Consider the following 14,128-nt stretch of genomic DNA (forward strand, 5'->3'; position numbering starts at 1 on the left):
ACATATAGACAATAAACCATTAAAATCGTTGACTTTGTTGGTATTTTTTATTAAAATACCTGCCCTTGTGCTAATGCGCAAGAATTGTCCTAGTTTGAGCTGATGCCTGTAATCTTGAGATATTACGGCTAAATACTAATACACAGCCAAACTAATGCCCTTATATCTCATCCTAATCGAGGAGTCTTCATGCCTGCAGTTAAGGTTAAAGAAAACGAACCAGTAGATATCGCTATCCGTCGTTTCAAACGTGCTTGTGAAAAAGCTGGCGTATTATCAGACGTACGTAAGCGTGAGTTTTATGAAAAACCAACGCAAGTACGCAAGCGCAAAAAAGCAGCTGCCGTAAAGCGTTATAAAAAGAAATTACAACGCGAAACTATTCGTACCACTCGTATGTATTAATCAGTAATCTGATTTAGTTACGTACAAGCGCTACACTAACGCCACTGTTATCCATTGATATCAGTGGCGTTTTTTATGCTACAATTTTTGTTATTACTGCTGATACGTTTTTTATCAAAGCCACTTTTTTTATTAAAGCCACTTTTTTTTATTAAAGCCACTTTTTTATTAAAGCCCCGATCAGCAGGTTTTGCTCTAAAAACCTAGCAAACAACATATGACAAATAGCATTTAACAGATAAATAAGGATGATAGCAGTGAGCCAACTTAAACAGACTTTATCAGACAATATCAAAGTTTCCATGAAAGCTCGTGAGCTTGAGCGCGTTAAGGTATTACGTAACGTACAATCAGTCATCAAGCAAATTGAACTTGATCGTCAAATAGTGCTCGATGATGCAGGCGTATTAGAAGTTCTACAAAAGCAGCTTAAACAACGTCAAGAATCGCTCGGTATTTTTACCGAAAACGACCGTGATGACTTGGCAACCAAAGAGCAGTTCGAGATCGATATCATCAATGAGTTCATGCCACAACAAATGAATCAAGACGAGATCATGGCATTGGTAAATGCCGAGATTGCCACGCAAGGTGCTACTTCTATGCGTGATATGGGTAGTGTGATGGGCGTGCTAAAGAACAAAACCGCTGGTCGTGCTGACCCTGCGCTCATCTCTAAGCTGGTAAAAGAAGCTTTGCAAGGTTAATACTTTTTATGGTCAACATCGTTGCTTGAGATTGATGTGCCGTAGCTATAAATGATGAACAGATAAACACAACCGCCTAAGGTTTAAAGTCTTTGGCGGTTTTTACGTCTGTGATTTCTGCATTGATACTTGCCAAGAGCGGACGCGCACTATTTGCTTGCGCGGTCGTTTGCATGCTTTCAGCCAATCGTTTGGCCTGCGTTAAGGAAGTAAGCGCACTTTCATAGCGCCCATTCCATAGCTGATCATGGCTGCGATAGCGCAATGCGTTGATTGTCGCGATGTTGGCTAGCTGCGGGGAGTCAGTCGTTTTGGCAATTTTCTCATTGGCAAGTTGTAAGCTTTGCCATGCATAACGATCGCTTGGTTGCTGCTGGGTCAAAGGTTTTAACAAGGCTTGTGCTTTGGTCGGCTGATTGCTGTTCGTCAACGCTTCGGCTAAATACAAGCGCAAATCACGGCGCTCAGGGTAAACACGCTGCTGACGCTCTAATACTTCGGCGGCTTGCTGCCATTCGCCTTGTTCGCTCAGCATTTGGCTATGCGTAATTGACAACAATGGCTCTAACGCTTGGCGCTGCGCCGCTGGTAACACGACAAGTTCCGCCAATATGTCATTGGCATCAGTAAAGCGTTGTTGCTCGCTATACCAAGTCATCAACGCCAATTTGGCCCCTAAGCTGTTTTTGGCAGCCGCTGTCAGTGTGGTCTCAGATGCATGCTTACCTGTACTTTGGACGCGCCAATAAAGCAAATCAAACTGCACTTGATGACGCTGCTGCTGGCTTAATGACATGGCGGGATACTGCTGGGCGCGGCTCTGTGATTCGCTCAAACGTTCATTGCTTAAGGGATGCGAACGTACAAAACTGGGCAAAAACAGATTGGCTGTCTGATTAAGTTGGCTTTTTTGATTCATCGTGGCAAAGAATCTAGGCATCGCGCGTGGGTCATACCCAGCTTGGGTCATAATTTGCATTCCTACCCGATCGGCCTCGCGTTCGTTGTTGCGACTAAAAGCCATGCTGCTATTCATTAGTGCTGTTTGGCTGCCCATCAGTACTGCTGCTGTAGCATCACCGTCGACCGCTGATGCGGCAATCGCGGCCAGCATACCGCCTATTTGCATCAGCAAGGCTTTCTTACGTTCATCAACGCCACTCTCATAATGGCGTTGGCTAATGTGCGCCACTTCATGAGCGACGACACTAGCCAATTCATCCATACTACTCGCAGCCAGTATCGTCCCTGTATTGATGCCAATGACGCCGCCTGGCACTGCAAAAGCATTAATACTGGGATTGTCGATGATCACCAAGCCCAAGGGCGCTTGCTCACGCGCTTGTGCATTGAGCCGCCACGTCATTTCTTTAACCGTTTCTTGCACCCAAGGATCATGCTCCATTTTTGCGCGACCATTGATACGTTGTAATGACCACTCACCAAGCAGCTTATTTTGATACTGTTCCGCGAAGCTCAGTCCTTGCCCGCGTAAGTTGGGTAAATCGAGCGCTTCTGCCGCTGGTGTTTGCCATGAGTTATAGGCAAATGGCGCAGCAGAATTTTCGCTACTATTGGCGCCAGTTGTCAGAGCCAATAATACAGCCGATAGCCCTAGTTTGATTGCATGAGGCATAAGCAAACGACCTGTTTTTTGTTTGGATACAAACAATATCATTTTCTGTATATCCTTAACGATGGCGCACTCATTCAATATATTGCTGCCTTGTGTATAGTCGGTTCAGTATAATTTGGATACAAGGAAGGCGAGTGAAAGTACTACAAGTAGTAGACTAAGCAAGCTTGACACCGTATCCAATTTATAGAGGATTGACTATACCAAGCAGTGACTGTTTATTAGAATGATACAGATGCGCATCTTACCCGTTTGATAATAACGTAATTTTGACTATACGAGCTTGTTTATACAAGGTCAATTCTAGTCTGTATTTAGCTACCAATAACTCGGCTGTGCGTCACTATTGTGCAACATGACAATGTAATTATTGATGGTCAATTTTTGGTTTGATCATTGATAGCATTTTTAGCCGTCAGCCTTGAGTAGTCATTCTAGTGAGCCAAACATTACGATGACTATATTCAACTGCAACTGCATCGCGGCAATTTGCTATAATAACGAATGGTGGCAAAATGTCTACATTAGTGCCGTTTACTTAATAGACCAAACATATTGATAAGTTAATATTAATAAATATGGTCGATTAAATTCTCTACGGCTACCAACTCAAGTTTTAATATCTCAAGGTTTTTTATGTCTGCTGACAGTCAGTTAATTACCGCACAAGGGTCTTACTCTGTTTGTTTGTCAGCAAGTTTGCCTGATACGCAGCAGTATGTTATTAAAGATTTGTTAGACTTATTGCCTACTGGTTATACGGGTAATATTGAGTTGGACGCTACGACAGGCTCTGCTCAACCGATTCTTAACATAAAAAGTTGGGTAGACGGGCGTGGACTTGCCTGCCCGATGCCACTGTTAAAAACCAAAGTGGCACTACGCGATGTAGCAGCTGGCGAGTCGTTATATGTGGTGGCAACCGACCCTAACTCGAAAGCGGATATCACCGCTTTTTGTCAGCAAAGCCAACAAGCTAAAATGACGTCTAGCTTGGGATTAACGATGAGCGAAATGACCGACAAAGTACTGGTTGATGGCGCTACATCACAGCGTTTCGATACAATATATCACTTCATCATTACTAAAACTGATAGCAACTAAGCGTCGCTATCCTTTACAATTACAACAATAAAGATTTTTATCTGACTGTTTGTTTATCTATTTAACCAAGGTCAAGAATATGGCTACTACCGCTAATGATGCTGCGAAAACACGTAAAAAAGATGGCGCAGCGCCTGAAAAAAACGAAGCGCGCGATGCAGCCCTAAAAGCTGCTGCTGCGCGTCCACCTTATGATGCGAGTGCATTTGAAGATACGAGCACTCGTGACTTAGTCCCAGCGATGCCAACGCATTTGTCAGCGCCTGGGGTCAATCTGGGCGCGTATATCAATACTGTGCATCAAATCCCTATTTTAACCCCGACGCAAGAGCAAGAGCTTGCCCATCGCTATTACGATGAAGGCGACGTGGAAGCCGCGCGCTTGCTCGTTATGTCGCATTTGCGCTTTGTGATTCATATCGCACGCAGTTACTCAGGCTACGGTTTACCACAAGCGGATCTCATCCAAGAAGGCAACTTGGGGTTAATGAAAGCCGTCAAGCGTTTTGATCCGAATAAAGGCGTGCGTTTGGTCTCTTTTGCGGTGCATTGGATTAAAGCGGAAATTCACGAATTTGTGATTCGTAACTGGCGCATTGTCAAAGTCGCGACCACCAAGGCGCATCGTAAGTTGTTCTTTAACCTACGCAGTCTCAAAAAGACCAATAATCAGCTAACGTTAGAAGAAGCAGATGCCATTGCCAATGACTTAAATGTCACTCGTAAGCAAGTGCTTGAGATGGAATCGCGTCTCACCTCTTATGATGCCTCATTTGAAGCGCAATCTAGCGATGATGACGATGGTCGTTATGCGCCGCAGCTGTTTTTAGAAGATGGTATTGATCCTGCTGAGATGGTGGAAGAGTCAGATTGGGAAGAAAATAATTCATCGGCATTGATTGCAGCGATGGATACCCTCGATGATCGTTCACGCGATATCGTTGAGCAGCGCTGGCTGTCTGAGCAAAAATCAACCTTGCACGAATTGGCAGCGGTTTACTCTATCTCGGCTGAGCGCGTACGCCAAATCGAAAAGAACGCTATGGATAAAATCCGTGAGGCAATGACTATCGATAGTGTCATTTTACCCAATGACATTCAGTAAATCATCCCTTATGCGCTATTACCGCCGCGCTATTGACAGGCTTGAATGATAATACGAGTTTTCGCATGGTAAATTGGATAGGTATTGCAGCGATCAATATGGCCATTGCTGTTGGCTTAGGCGCGTTTGGGGCACATGGTCTCAAAGGTATGGTCAGCACTCAGCAGCTTGAGTGGTGGCATACAGCAACACTCTATTGGTTTATCCATGCCCTCGGTTTATTGCTGGTTGGCATACTTGTCCGTCTAAATTATACGACTCAGACGAGTGCATGGTTGCTACAAGTTGGCGTTATTATATTCGCTGGTAGCCTATATGCGATGACATTGGGCGCACCACGTTGGTTTGGCGCAATCACACCTATTGGAGGTGTTTTGATGATTGTAGGTTGGCTGTGGCTTGCTGTCTCAGCGTTCCGCTTGAGCAAGGTAGCCAGCTAAATATAGTCAAAATATCCTAAAAACGCGACGGTATTGCTGATATCAATTTTTTGTAGCCTCTGTCTGCGCAGGCACAGCAAGCAAGAAAAATTGATATTAGCAGTGCGTGATGTATCGATATTATTTTTCACTGACTACAGTAAAGTGATTAACAGCTGCGAAAAAGATAGATAGTAATGATGTAACTGAACGATATGGCAAAAAAAGGAATTTTAACAATTAAGGAGTACATTTTATGAGTACCATTAGCGTTAATGGTAAACATCTACAGACCACCCATCAGACCGTGCAATTGGTTATCAATGAGCTAGGACTTAGCGAAGGTCGCTATGCGGTCGAAGTCGATGGTGATCTGATCCCAAAGAGCGAACTTGGTCAGCTACGTATCACTGAGGGGATGAATATTGAGGTGGTACAAGCAGTTGGTGGCGGCTAGTTGTTCATTGGATAGCGACCTCCAAAATAATAATTGAGCAATATCAGTAGCTACAACAAGCAAAAACTTACTAATAACATCCTCTCTTTCGTTAAATGATGACGGGATGATAAGCAATAAAAAGACCTCAACGTTAGATACGTTTGAGGTCTTTTTTATTGCTTATTACGTCGTTACTCAATCAATGGGCTATTTATATTATTTATTCATATAGTCGATTCAATTTAAAAGTAGTACAAGGCAACCGAGTGTAGATGTATATGTGATACTTCAAGCGAGGTTAACGCTGTAATACTTTTATAGTGGAATGACTATACTATTTATGGGTTTATTAGCCCCTATATATTGAGCATCAATCATAATAAAACTAAACGGCTGGCACTACATCAGCGGTGCTGAGATCTTCATAGCGTCCATCACGCCCTGCACCCTGAGTCTTTTTACGCTCCTGACGGGTTTTATACTTACGTACTTGTCTATCAAGCTTGTCTGCCATCTCATTAATGGCTTTATACATATCATCCTCAAGCGCTTGGACAAACATTTCTTGACCTGAGACTCGCATAATCGCTTCGGCTTTATGGCTCTTTTTACCACCATCACTTGCGCCGCTATTGTCTAACGATAAGATCACTTTAATACTTTGTATCTGATCGAAGTGACGCTCTACTTTTTCAAGTTTTTCGCGAACCGCTTTGTCCATTGCATCGGTAACACTGATATGGTGACCACTGATAGAAACATTCATATTATTGTCCTTTTATTTATGACTTACAATCAACAGATGAGGTGGCATTCCTACCTTTTTCATCTTGCCTTACCAACGACCGCTACAAAATTTTTGATAAAAGTTGACATATCCTTGTATTGCCAATTTAGTATCGCCATTTTTTTACCAAAAAAAAATTGCGTCGTTTTTGTCCTTGGTATGACTCTAATTTGTCATGAAAACCTGATAGTAGCAAGACAGTAAATTGTAATTAAATGTAATAAAAACTGTTGTTTCTTGCAGGTTTCTATATAATCAAAAAATTTTATTTTTTATATTTATAATAAGGTATATTCAAATTTTCCTGACTTTGAGGATAAGTCATTGAATTATGACAATTAATATTTTTGTTTGCGCTGGGCAGATGAGCCAATATTCATCGCTTCACGATATTTAGCCACTGTTCGGCGAGCAATATCGATACCTTCAGAAAGCAGCTGATCTTTTATGCGATTGTCAGACAGCGGTTTTTTGGGGTCTTCATCCGCTATCAGCTTCTTAATCATCGCGCTGATAGCCGTCGAGGAGATGTCGCCATCGCTACTACTGACATGCGATGAGAAGAAATGCTTGAGTGAAAACAAGCCTTGCGGTGTCAAAATGCTTTTGCTAGTGGTCAAACGCGAGATGGTCGATTCGTGTAAATCAACCTCTTCAGCGATGACTTTTAGGATAAGCGGTTGCATGGCAGTCGCGCCGTGCTGCAAAAACTCTTGCTGATAGCGCACGATACTGGTCGCTACCTTTAACAGGTTTTGATTGCGCTCTTCGATACTACGAATGAATAGACGCGCATCGGTGAGATTTTCACGCAAATATTGATTGTCAGGGCTGTCATCGCCACGTTTGACCAAATTGGCATATTCTTGATTGACCCGTAGTTTTGGTAATGTCTCAGGGTTCAGTCGTACCTGCCAGCCATCTATTTGTGCAGTAGCATTGGCTCTGTTGCTATTATTGGTGTTCTGAGTATTGTGGCGACGGATAGGCGTAACCAGCACATCAGGGATGTCATAACTGGCAGGCGGTTGAGCGTAATCTGGCTGATTGCTTTGAAACAGCAAACCTGGCGAAGGGTTTAAGCCGCGCAGTAAATTAAGCGCAGGGGTAATCTGCTCAGGTGCCAACCCTGTCCGTTCAGTCAGCGCTTTGATATTATTACTGACTAAATGCTCACTGGCGGACAATAGCGCTTGCGCCTCTTTGAGATAGTCAGTATCAGCATCGAGCTTGACCAGCTGAATCGCTAGACACTCACTTAAATTGCGCGCACCGACGCCCAATGGATCGCACGATTGAATAACGCGCAGCACCGCCATGACCTCATCATGCTCAACGCGCTCCTCCCATTGATAAAAGCTTGCCATGGTCTCAAAGCTTTGTAATAGCTCATCAATATCAAGGCGCACAAAGCCCATATCATCCATCGAGTCCATCAGATATTCTGCAATCAGCATGTCCGTCTCTGAGAGATGCTTAAAGTTAAGCTGCCAACGCACATGATCCTGTATCGTGGCGCAAGTAGCGCCTTGATAGCGATCAAACTCATCATAATCTGATTTTGCTAAAGCACTAGAAGCACTGCCAGCACTAAAATAACTGGCATCAAAACGGTCAGTATCAAAGCGACTATCGTCATCACTGTCCAACGCTTGATAATCTGTCGCACCCTCATCGATACCTGACTGCTGTAGTTTATCAAAGCTATCCGCTGAACCATCACTATAATCGCCCGTACTATCATCGTCATAGCTGGAAGTAGTAGATGACGCGGTAAATGAATCAGCGCCAGCAGATTGGTTCCAAGTATCGAGGGTTAATGGCTCGCTAAAGTCATCCACCATCGTATCGTTATTGCTCTCGTATTCGTATTCGTCTTCCTCATCCTCGATACGTTCAAGCAGCGGATTACTATCCAGCTTGGCCTGAACCTCTTGTGCGAGCTCAAGACTAGAGAGCTGCAACAATTTAATGGCTTGCTGCATTTGCGGGGTGAGCTTTTGTGATGTACTTAGCGTGGTCGCCAATCCGAACGACATACTCATAGGTAGCTTATTACACTCCAATCGTGGTGATATAGTCTATAGTTAATCCTGTATAAATCAGATACAGCGTTTGGCTTGCTTAGCCTACTGTTTGTAGCACTTCCAATCGCCTGCTTTGTATCTAAATTATGTTGAACCAACTATATGTTATGCTGATTAAGGTCGTGAGTTCATATTATCAGGTCATGACGATAGCATTTTTTGCCACAATTTTGCTATGATAATTTATACCCTATGCGCACGAGCTTTTAATACCTTTCTTATAAAAACATCGAGATACAGATTTTACTGCCTGAATGAATCAAAATTTCAGCACATATAACCTATTAATAATGACAAGCTTATTATGATAAGAAAGATGAAGTAAGCGCCTTGTCAGCTCAAGAATAACTGAGGAGCAAACTATGAATAATCCCATAAATAATACGCAATTCACCATTGCTGCGATCCAAATGAACAGTCAGCAAAACACGGATAACAACTTAGCTGATATAAAAGCCGCCATCATTGATGCCCGTGCCCAAGGTGCTCAGCTGGTTGTGCTACCAGAAAACTGCTGCAGCATGGGTGAGCAGTTTGCCACTGCTGAGCAATTTGATGCACTATCAGCGACGTTGGCAGATTACGCTCGTACCTACGGTATTTATCTGCTGGTCGGCTCTCTGCCCTGTGTTTATCGCCCAGATGGTATGGTCGTACCTGATGGTAGATTGCGTCAAGTCAGTCAGCTGTTTGCCCCTGATGGCAAACGGGTAGCACGCTACGACAAAATTCATTTATTCACAGCGACGGTGGCGGATAAGCAAGGCAACTATAATGAAGCCGCCACGTTTGAGCCGGGCACACAGACTGTCATCGCACCGATTGAGGTAAATGATGCCGTGTATCAATTGGGAATGATAGTTTGCTTTGATTTGCGTTTCCCCGCCTTGGCGCAGCGTTTGCGGCAAGCGGGTGCTGACATATTGAGCGCGCCGTCAGCCTTTACTTATTTGACGGGGCAAGCACATTGGTCGCTGTTGCTGCGTGCGCGTGCGCTAGACAGTCAATGTATGGTGATTGGCGCGGCACAAGGCGGTGACCATCTCTATAAAAATGGGAGTACGCGGCAGACGTGGGGACATACCGCCATCACCAATTATGACGGCACTATTATAAATAGCTATGATGATAGTGCACTGAGTAAGCAGGCTCTGGGCAAAGAAGCTGTTGTTCAAGAACAGCAAAATTATGAAATTGTCTTGGCAACTTTTGATAAGTCTGCCCAAGCGCAAGGTCGGCAAAAGATGCCTATCTTTGACTGCCATCGTTTGGCTTAAGGGTAGCGCTGGTTTGTTTACATAAGCGGCTTTAGAGTTTGAATGTCAGTCTTTAAACTTTACGTTGAGTCTTTATTATTCTGCGCATGAGTCGCGCGCGGATGGGCGCGATCATAGACTTGCGTAAGCTTAGCAAAATCCACATGGGTATAGATTTGTGTGGTGCTAATGTCGCTATGCCCAAGCATCTCTTGTACCGCACGCAAGTCGCCACTGCCCGACAGCATGTGCGAGGCAAAGCAATGGCGTAATAGATGCGGATACATATTTTGCGCAATGCCTGCCCGCGTTGACGCGACTTTTAGACGTTGTTGCACTGCTCGTGTTGACAAGCGTGTGCCCAATTTTTCACTGATAAATAATGCGGTATCCATCTGCTCTACCCACAGGTTACGATGCGGTAGATAGCGCGTAATCGCTTCTGCTGCTTTAATGCCCAATGGTACTAGGCGCGTCTTATTGCCTTTACCTGTCACTCGTACCCGCAAATCAGACAAATCCACATCTGCCATATCTAGGGCGACCAACTCGCCGACACGCAGACCACTGCTATAAAGTAGTTCAAACATCGCTTTATCACGCAACCATAAGCGCGCTTGCTCCGGCGTATCAGGGATTTCTTGATCCAGTAGTTGCGTCAGTAAATCCACGTCAGCGATCGACGGTAGTGGTCGAGGGCTGCGCTTAAGCTGATAGCCGGTCGTTGGATTGATACGTGCCAAATCCTCCTCGATCAACCACCCATAAAAATGGCGGATGGCGGACAGCTCTTGTTGGACACTAGCAAGCGCGAGCTTATCTTCATCGAGTCGTTGGCTGATATGCTGGGCAAGTTGGCGCTTATCACAGCGCGTCCACGTCAAGCGCTTGCCGCGTAAAAATAACGCCAGTTGGTTCAGTCCCGCAAAATAAGCGGTCAATGTATGAGGTGAATGATTGCGCACTGACAAAGTGTTTAGCCAACGATGTACTGGCGCTAATAGCTCTCGTAGCGCGGCATCTGACTCTATAGTGGCTGCCAGCTCAGCGGATAGCCACGCTTTTGACTTAGAATCTACTGTAGGCGCTGTCGTCATTGTCTATCAGCTATCAGCACTGGGCTTGATGCCCGCTTGCGCCATCAGACCATCTGGGCTAAATACGCCCTCATAAACAAATGCCGTTGGCCCCGTCATCATGACCGAATAACCCGGCTGCCATTTGATAATCATGCTACCGCCATAGAGCTGTGCGCGCACATCTTCGCCTTCATCGAGCCAGCCTTCACGGATACCGACTGCCACTGCCGCACACGCGCCAGTACCACAAGCTTGGGTCTCACCGACACCGCGTTCATAGACACGTAGACGAATATGACGCTGGTTCATCACTTGCATGAAGCCGACATTGACACGGTCGGAGAATGCCGGATGTGACTCAATGGCTTTGCCCAAGGTTTCAACATCGGCATCGAGTACGTTGTCGACTTTTATAACGGCATGCGGGTTGCCCATATTGGCAACATAAAGCTGCACAGGCGTCCCATTAACGTCTAGGTGGTAAGCGTTTTGGATCTTGGTGGTGGCTCTCGGGGTAAATGGAATCTCGTTTGGCTCAAATTTCGGCTTGCCCATATCAACTTCTACCCAACCATAACGGTCAGTAGTCAAAGAAATAATACCGCTCGCTGTCTCAACACGCAGACGCTGCTTAAATGACAGTTTACGTGCTTGCACAAAACGTGCAAAACAACGTGCACCATTGCCACACTGCTCGACCTCGGTGCCATCAGTATTAAAAATACGATAGCCAAAATCGACATCAGGGCGCATGGGCGGTTCAACCACGAGCAATTGATCGAAGCCAATGCCCAAATGACGATCACCCAACAACTGCACCAAATCCTTGGTTAATTCTAAGCGCTGGGTCACCAAATCGATGACCATAAAATCATTGCCCAGACCATGCATTTTTGTAAATTCTATGAGCATATCCTTGAGTCCTATCCTATTTTTATGTATGTGTTATATTAGCACGCTGTCAGATACAATCATAATTATCACCGCTATCAAATACTAAGTTATATTTATCCTTTAAAACCAATATCTTGATAAAGCTCTGCCATAAAAAAACCCACTATTAATACGATAGTGGGTTTTTTTATATTCAAATGTCATGGCAGACCTAATAATGTTACTCGGCTTGCCACAGCGTTTCATCTGCATATAACGCTTCAATGGTTTCGCGTTTGCGAATCAGCTGATGTCGATCATCGGCTACCATGACCTCACTAGCACGCGGACGCGAATTATAGTTGCTACTCATGGTAAAGCCATAAGCACCAGCGCCCGTTATCGCTAAAACGTCACCTGTAGCGAGCGACAACAAACGGTCTTTTGCTAAAAAATCCCCTGTCTCACAGATAGCACCCACGATATCCCATGGCTGTGTACCGTCAGTGTCTAGACCATTCTGTGGTAACATTTCAGGAATCACTGCCATTTCAGCTTGGTATAAAGCTGGACGAATCAAATCGTTCATCGCGGCATCAACAATGGCAAAATTCTTATGCTCGGTTGGCTTTAATACGTCAACTGTGGTCAATAAGATACCGGCATTGGCCACAATACTACGACCCGGCTCAAAGAATACAGTCAGGCCAAGCGCGCTTAATTTAGGCAATAACGCCTCGGCAAACTCATCGATAGACACGGGCGTTTCATCAATATAACGCACACCCAGACCACCGCCCAAATCGATATGGCGTAGCTCAATACCTTTGTCGCGCAGGCTATGCACCAGTTCAATGATTTTATCGAGCGCGGCAACAAATGGCTCAACCTCAGTCAACTGCGAGCCAATATGACAATCAATCCCGACGATATCGATATGCGACAGTTCTGCCGCTTGTTGGTAGACAGCAGCCGCATCTTCATGGGCGATGCCGAATTTGTTGTCTTTTAATCCAGTTGAGATATACGGATGGGTGTTGGCATCGACATCTGGATTGACGCGCAGTGAGATTGGCGCAGGTTTATCCAACTGCTGTGCGACGTCATTGATTAATGTCAACTCACTAATAGACTCGACATTAAAGCAGCCAATACCTTGGGTCAGTGCATATTCGATATCACCGCGAGTTTTGCCCACGCCAGAGAATACCACGCGTGCAGCTTCGCCACCTGCTGCCAACACTCGCATCAACTCACCACGCGAGACAATATCAAACCCTGCACCCGCTTGCGCTAGGATACCGAGCACGGCCAGATTAGAGTTGGCTTTAACCGCATAACAAACTTGATGCTTTAGACTGGAAAAGCTATCCGTATAGGCTTCATAGACATCTAATATTGCCTGTTTTGAGTAGACATAACAAGGCGTACCATAATGCTTGGCCAACGCTGCGACACTAACTTGCTCCATATATAAAGCGTCGTCGCGATAGTGTAGTGCTGGTAAGTGGGCAGTTAAAGCGTTAGGGTCGATATATAACCCTTGCTCAGTCTGGGTGGTGACTGACTCACCAATAGTAACATCGGTTACGCCTGCGTGTTGCTCAGAATGACTCATATGCACATCTCTAATTTCATCAGGTTATCAAGGGTAAAGGTTGTCGGTTGCGGCGAGCAAGAACGGCTCTTTGACAAACAATTTTTCTATAAAATTAATAATCGTTAATATCGGTACTCGGTTCAGGCAATACTTGCTGCTGCTCTAGGTAGCGCGTTTTTTGATAGTCATCATCATCGACACTAGCGAAGGCAGCGTCTTGTGGATTGCTGGTACTGTCGATTTTATCGGTACTCTCTTGCACGGTCTGGCTACTGGAGTCTACTAAATACAAATCGCCTTTTTGCCCGCAGCCTGACAAGCCCAACATCATGGTACTGCCAATAATGAAAGTATAGAAGACACGACGGCTACTGCTAACCAATACGTTAGTAGACTCAGACTTGGAGAAATGGGATTTAATAAGCATAGAATAGATGACCTTTAACATTGCAATGGTGTGGAGGCGCTAAGAGCAAGCAGTATTAGGGCTTTTCTTCAATTCAATCGATAGTCATCTAAATGGGCTAAAAATGGCTAAATCTTGCCAAACATCATCAAATAACTGGTTAATATCCCGATATTATCTGCGCTATTTTTCTTGTTTGACGGCAATTTATCTCATTTTTATCAC

14 protein-coding genes are annotated in these 14,128 nt (G+C 44.7%); 7 read left to right on the forward strand and 7 right to left on the reverse strand.

Annotated elements, in window-relative coordinates:
- The first annotated feature begins 189 nt into the window (after nt 1-189).
- Together rpsU and AAEY72_RS11190 are read left to right on the forward strand one after the other, a co-directional pair.
- Nucleotides 190-405 (forward strand): 30S ribosomal protein S21, encoded by a 216-nt coding sequence (gene rpsU, locus AAEY72_RS11185; RefSeq protein ID WP_010195908.1) that lies wholly within the window; start codon nt 190-192, stop codon nt 403-405.
- Between the two features lie 257 nt (nt 406-662).
- A complete protein-coding gene (locus AAEY72_RS11190) occupies nt 663-1,112 on the forward strand; it encodes a GatB/YqeY domain-containing protein (RefSeq protein ID WP_010195911.1) in 450 nt (149 codons plus the stop codon).
- A 76-nt stretch (nt 1,113-1,188) separates the two neighbouring features.
- On the opposite strand, the gene AAEY72_RS11195 is transcribed toward AAEY72_RS11190, so the two are convergent.
- A complete protein-coding gene (locus AAEY72_RS11195; protein ID WP_352310574.1) occupies nt 1,189-2,748 on the reverse strand; it encodes a M48 family metalloprotease in 1,560 nt (519 codons plus the stop codon).
- Nucleotides 2,749-3,384: 636 nt separating this feature from the next.
- Between AAEY72_RS11195 and AAEY72_RS11200 the strand changes: the two genes are divergently transcribed.
- From AAEY72_RS11200 to thiS, 4 genes are all read left to right on the forward strand, one after another.
- Entirely contained in the window at nt 3,385-3,852 is a 468-nt protein-coding gene (locus AAEY72_RS11200; RefSeq protein WP_352310575.1) for a sulfurtransferase TusA family protein, read from the forward strand.
- Between the two features lie 241 nt (nt 3,853-4,093).
- Nucleotides 4,094-4,957: an RNA polymerase sigma factor RpoH gene (rpoH, locus tag AAEY72_RS11205; protein WP_201574459.1), complete on the forward strand. Its 864-nt coding sequence runs from the start codon at nt 4,094-4,096 to the stop codon at nt 4,955-4,957.
- A 65-nt stretch (nt 4,958-5,022) separates the two neighbouring features.
- Entirely contained in the window at nt 5,023-5,397 is a 375-nt protein-coding gene (locus tag AAEY72_RS11210) for a DUF423 domain-containing protein (RefSeq protein ID WP_352310576.1), read from the forward strand.
- A gap of 235 nt (nt 5,398-5,632) precedes the next feature.
- The gene (gene thiS, locus AAEY72_RS11215; RefSeq protein ID WP_010195929.1) at nt 5,633-5,833 is read left to right on the forward strand and encodes a sulfur carrier protein ThiS; all 201 of its coding nucleotides are present in this window, start codon (nt 5,633-5,635) and stop codon (nt 5,831-5,833) included.
- A 367-nt stretch (nt 5,834-6,200) separates the two neighbouring features.
- Here the strand turns inward: thiS and hpf are convergent, their stop codons facing one another.
- Together hpf and rpoN are read right to left on the reverse strand one after the other, a co-directional pair.
- The gene (gene hpf, locus AAEY72_RS11220) at nt 6,201-6,581 is read right to left on the reverse strand and encodes a ribosome hibernation-promoting factor, HPF/YfiA family (protein WP_352310577.1); all 381 of its coding nucleotides are present in this window, start codon (nt 6,579-6,581) and stop codon (nt 6,201-6,203) included.
- Nucleotides 6,582-6,940: 359 nt separating this feature from the next.
- Nucleotides 6,941-8,647, reverse strand: coding sequence for an RNA polymerase factor sigma-54 (gene rpoN / locus AAEY72_RS11225; RefSeq protein ID WP_352310578.1), 1,707 nt, complete (start codon nt 8,645-8,647; stop codon nt 6,941-6,943).
- Nucleotides 8,648-9,051: 404 nt separating this feature from the next.
- Between rpoN and AAEY72_RS11230 the strand changes: the two genes are divergently transcribed.
- Nucleotides 9,052-9,966, forward strand: coding sequence for a nitrilase-related carbon-nitrogen hydrolase (locus AAEY72_RS11230; RefSeq protein WP_352310579.1), 915 nt, complete (start codon nt 9,052-9,054; stop codon nt 9,964-9,966).
- A gap of 59 nt (nt 9,967-10,025) precedes the next feature.
- Here the strand turns inward: AAEY72_RS11230 and AAEY72_RS11235 are convergent, their stop codons facing one another.
- The 4 genes from AAEY72_RS11235 to lptM form a co-directional block, all read right to left on the reverse strand.
- A complete protein-coding gene (locus tag AAEY72_RS11235; protein WP_352310580.1) occupies nt 10,026-11,042 on the reverse strand; it encodes a tyrosine recombinase XerC in 1,017 nt (338 codons plus the stop codon).
- Nucleotides 11,043-11,048: 6 nt separating this feature from the next.
- Entirely contained in the window at nt 11,049-11,936 is an 888-nt protein-coding gene (dapF, locus tag AAEY72_RS11240) for a diaminopimelate epimerase (protein WP_352310581.1), read from the reverse strand.
- 202 nt (nt 11,937-12,138) lie between these two features.
- Nucleotides 12,139-13,515 carry a diaminopimelate decarboxylase gene (gene lysA, locus AAEY72_RS11245; RefSeq protein ID WP_502945372.1) on the reverse strand — a complete coding sequence of 459 codons (1,377 nt, stop codon included), beginning with the start codon at nt 13,513-13,515 and terminating at the stop codon, nt 12,139-12,141.
- 94 nt (nt 13,516-13,609) lie between these two features.
- Entirely contained in the window at nt 13,610-13,924 is a 315-nt protein-coding gene (gene lptM / locus AAEY72_RS11250; RefSeq protein ID WP_352310582.1) for an LPS translocon maturation chaperone LptM, read from the reverse strand.
- Between the last annotated feature and the right edge of the window lie 204 nt (nt 13,925-14,128).

The sequence above is a fragment of the Psychrobacter sp. W2-37-MNA-CIBAN-0211 genome, assembly GCF_040309405.1.
Lineage (GTDB): Bacteria > Pseudomonadota > Gammaproteobacteria > Pseudomonadales > Moraxellaceae > Psychrobacter > Psychrobacter glaciei.